Source organism: Megasphaera sp. AF13-6AC (genome assembly GCF_027685385.1).
In the GTDB taxonomy this organism is placed as follows: Bacteria; Bacillota; Negativicutes; order Veillonellales; family Megasphaeraceae; genus Megasphaera; species Megasphaera micronuciformis.
On sequence record NZ_JAQCUN010000121.1, the window covers coordinates 1 to 3,194 of the forward strand.

Consider the following 3,194-nt stretch of genomic DNA (forward strand, 5'->3'; position numbering starts at 1 on the left):
CAATAAGCTATTACTCCGAAAAAAAGAACAAAAAAAGCCAATCCCAAACCGACAGCCCAAGCATATATTTTTTTCACCGATTCGACTTCCCCTCCGTAGATTTACTTATGTAGCATACCATGTTTACACAAAACTGTAAAAGGGAATAACCGAAATGCCCCTATTAGACAAAACCGTTTTCCTTTAACCACACCGAATTTTTTTCATGTAAAGCTTTTTTTAGCAATTTTAAACTGATATTTTCTTCCTTTATAACCAAAGAAGCTTGAGTAAGGTACTTCGTTTCTTCAAAAATATAGTTATCCAACTTTTCCTTACCTACAGCCTGAATCAAGTCGGGGCGCAAGTCTTCAGACTCCTGTAAAACGGTTAACAGATTTTTCCATCGGTTATACTCTGTTTCAGTCATAACGAATCGATTATATTCATCCGTATCCACTACCTGGTCACTGCAGATAAGAGCAGTTGCATAGTCTTTTCCCGTCACTCCGTCCGTTACATTCAGCTCTCTTCGTTCATTATTGACAAATACTTCCACTACGTCATTTCCCTCCGATTCCGTGAAAAATACCGCCCGAAGGCGGTATTTTTTATGAACGTACAATACCGGACTTACGCAATGCCGTTACTACCGGAGTTACTATAAGCCCGCAGACAATCGCTTCGGGAATTCCGTTAGTAAGCGTAATGCCGATCATCAAATTAATGACATTGGTAAAGGGAATTTGCTGTGCTTCTGCAAAAGCGGAGCCGACGAGAAGCGTATACATTCCCAAGAAGAGAACGGTATGGCAAACCGTAGCGATTACAGCCGTTAAAGCCGTCCTGGTATAAAGGGACAGGCCCCTCTTTTCCGCCAACGCATTCACTTCATAGGCAATAAGGCCCAATAAAACGCGAGGCACTATACAGATAGCCGCGTCATATACAATACTTGTCTGCACGGCAAAAAGCATTAACATTGCCGGTGCCCGCAAGGTCTGAATAAAAGAAAAGACACCGAACATAAACCCTACAGTCATACCGACTCTTCGGCCACCCGTAAGAGCCGCTATAATTGTCGGCACATGCAATATGGTAGCATTCATGAAGCCTAAGGGGATAAAACCGTAGCCTGTGACACCTAAAAAAACGGTCACAGCCGTTAACAGACCGGCAATAGTCAACTGCCGTACATTCATAAAGCTTTGCCGCCCGGACATGGTCGTAACTTTTTCCATTTTCATTCCTCCGTTCTCGCTCTCTATTGAGATACAAGTCGTTTATTAATCGTAACAAAGACCGTTCTTTCGGTGTATCCCGTTTCGATAATACCCGTAGTGAAAGTCAATCCTTTTACGATACGTTCAGTATATCACAAACTTTTTTTATTGACTATATTCAATTTTTATGAATTTACATAAAAAAACTCCTTACAATAGCTGTAAGGAGTTTTAGCTTATATCCTTATGCTTCCACCGGATATACGCTTACCTTGCGATTATAACGGCCGGCACGTTCATATGCAACCTTGCCCGCAACCTTTGCAAATAATGTATCATCTTTGCCGATACCGACGTTCGTGCCGGGATGGAAGTGCGTACCGCGTTGGCGAACGAGGATATTGCCTGCCTTGCAGACAACGCCGTCGTGTAATTTGACGCCAAGACGTTTAGATTCGCTGTCACGACCGTTACGCGTACTGCCGACACCCTTTTTATGAGCAAACAGCTGTAAATCAAATTTGAACATTTCGTTCACCTCCCGAATTACTAAGTTAGCACGACATATTCAGGATATTGTCGTGCAATTTCATTTAATCCGGAGACGACCGTTTCCAATACGATTGGTACTTCCGGGACAAAACTCAACGTATGAGCTGCCAAAAATCCTTCGCTTTGCTCATACACCACCTTCTCTTCACCGGCATAACGTATTATACCGAGCAGAGCCGTCTGTGTAAGAGCGGATACGGCGGCACAAACAATATCAGATCCTGCTTCGGCGTAATCGGCATGACCGTCTACAATAAATCCGCATAATCTGTCTTGTCTGTCCTTCTCCATCTTAATGTGTATCATTAGCCTTCAATCTTTTCAATGACAACCTTTGTAAAAGGCTGACGATGACCCTGACGACGACGGTAGTTGGACTTGGCTTTGTACTTAAAGACAAGAATCTTCTTTTCTTTGCCCTGAGCAACAACTTTCCCCGTCACTTTAGCTCCGGATACGACGGGAGTTCCGACTTTCAAATCTCCTTCGCCGCCAACAGCGAGTACTGCGTCAAAAACGACAGCCGAATCAACTTCAGCTTCCAATTTTTCAACGAAAATCGTTTCGCCTTCCTGAACACGGTACTGTTTACCGCCGGTTTTAATAATAGCGTACATGGTGACACCTCCTCATCATTATACTCGCTGAATACGGCGCCTTGCGGACTTAGGCCTCTTCATGCGGCTTATGCACAGCCACGTCTGTATGCTATGACTAGTCTATTTTACAAGACAAAAGCTCTCATGTCAACTAATACAGACATGAGAGCCTCGTTTTATTAAGTGAAGAATTTACTTAGTCCGTCCACGATACTTTCAGCAAAACTTTGCTGTTGCGCATCGGTGTTCAAGGTCTTTTCTTCTGTAGGATTTGACATAAACCCGAGTTCCAAGAGAGTAGCCGGCATATCCGTATGATTTAATACATAGAAGTTAGCCGTACGCACTCCTCGATCATCAAAGGTTGTAGCTTTCATATTTGCGGCATGCAAATCCGTGGCCAAGCGCTGTCCGTCGGGAGAACCGCTCGTATAGTAAGCCGTTACACCGCCGGGCTCGGATGAATCACTGGAATCGATATGAATGGATATGAAAGCATCGGCTCCGGCAATATTGGCTACATTGCAACGGGCCTGAAGTTCTTCAACGGCTCCGGCATTCGGTCCGTATACATCCACATCGGCTGTACGCGTCATGACGACTGTCGCTCCCTGTGCGGAAAGCAAGGATTGTACGCGGCTAGCAATGGCAAAGGTAATATTCTTTTCTTGCGAATAGGCTCCTACCGCTCCTGAATCCGTACCGCCATGCCCCGGATCAATGCAGATAACCTTGCCCCGTAAACCGGCCTCTGTCGATCGTTTATACACAGGCACTGCTTTCGGCTTTGTTTTAGATGCTACCGTGGGATCTGTCTTACCGATTCCCTTGCTGCTCACAT

At 44.7% G+C, this 3,194-nt stretch carries 6 protein-coding genes; all 6 read right to left on the bottom strand.

Annotated features, from left to right (window positions below):
• Positions 1-163 precede the first annotated feature (163 nt).
• Positions 164-538, bottom strand: a complete 375-nt coding sequence (locus PGX78_RS06720; protein WP_270446043.1) for a hypothetical protein — start codon at positions 536-538, stop codon at positions 164-166.
• A gap of 52 nt (positions 539-590) precedes the next feature.
• Complete coding sequence (locus PGX78_RS06725) at positions 591-1,220, bottom strand: ECF transporter S component (RefSeq protein WP_333523982.1); 630 nt, start codon at positions 1,218-1,220, stop codon at positions 591-593.
• 226 nt (positions 1,221-1,446) lie between these two features.
• The gene (gene rpmA, locus PGX78_RS06730) at positions 1,447-1,731 is read right to left on the bottom strand and encodes a 50S ribosomal protein L27 (RefSeq protein ID WP_006942396.1); all 285 of its coding nucleotides are present in this window, start codon (positions 1,729-1,731) and stop codon (positions 1,447-1,449) included.
• A 20-nt stretch (positions 1,732-1,751) separates the two neighbouring features.
• Positions 1,752-2,060 (bottom strand): ribosomal-processing cysteine protease Prp, encoded by a 309-nt coding sequence (locus tag PGX78_RS06735; RefSeq protein ID WP_270446048.1) that lies wholly within the window; start codon positions 2,058-2,060, stop codon positions 1,752-1,754.
• Positions 2,060-2,371, bottom strand: coding sequence for a 50S ribosomal protein L21 (gene rplU, locus PGX78_RS06740; protein WP_270446050.1), 312 nt, complete (start codon positions 2,369-2,371; stop codon positions 2,060-2,062). The genes PGX78_RS06735 and rplU overlap by 1 nt, the downstream gene beginning before the upstream one ends.
• A 161-nt stretch (positions 2,372-2,532) precedes the next feature.
• Positions 2,533-3,194: N-acetylmuramoyl-L-alanine amidase family protein (locus PGX78_RS06745; protein WP_270446053.1), on the bottom strand; the 662-nt coding region annotated here is incomplete at its 5' end.

Excerpts from the sequence above, each read along its gene's own strand:
- PGX78_RS06735 (WP_270446048.1), bottom strand. The coding sequence starts at position 2,060 with ATGATACACATTAAGATGGAGAAGGACAGACAAGACAGATTATGCGGA.
- rplU (WP_270446050.1), bottom strand. The coding sequence starts at position 2,371 with ATGTACGCTATTATTAAAACCGGCGGTAAACAGTACCGTGTTCAGGAA.
- rpmA (WP_006942396.1), bottom strand. The coding sequence starts at position 1,731 with ATGTTCAAATTTGATTTACAGCTGTTTGCTCATAAAAAGGGTGTCGGC.
- PGX78_RS06725 (WP_333523982.1), bottom strand. The coding sequence starts at position 1,220 with ATGGAAAAAGTTACGACCATGTCCGGGCGGCAAAGCTTTATGAATGTA.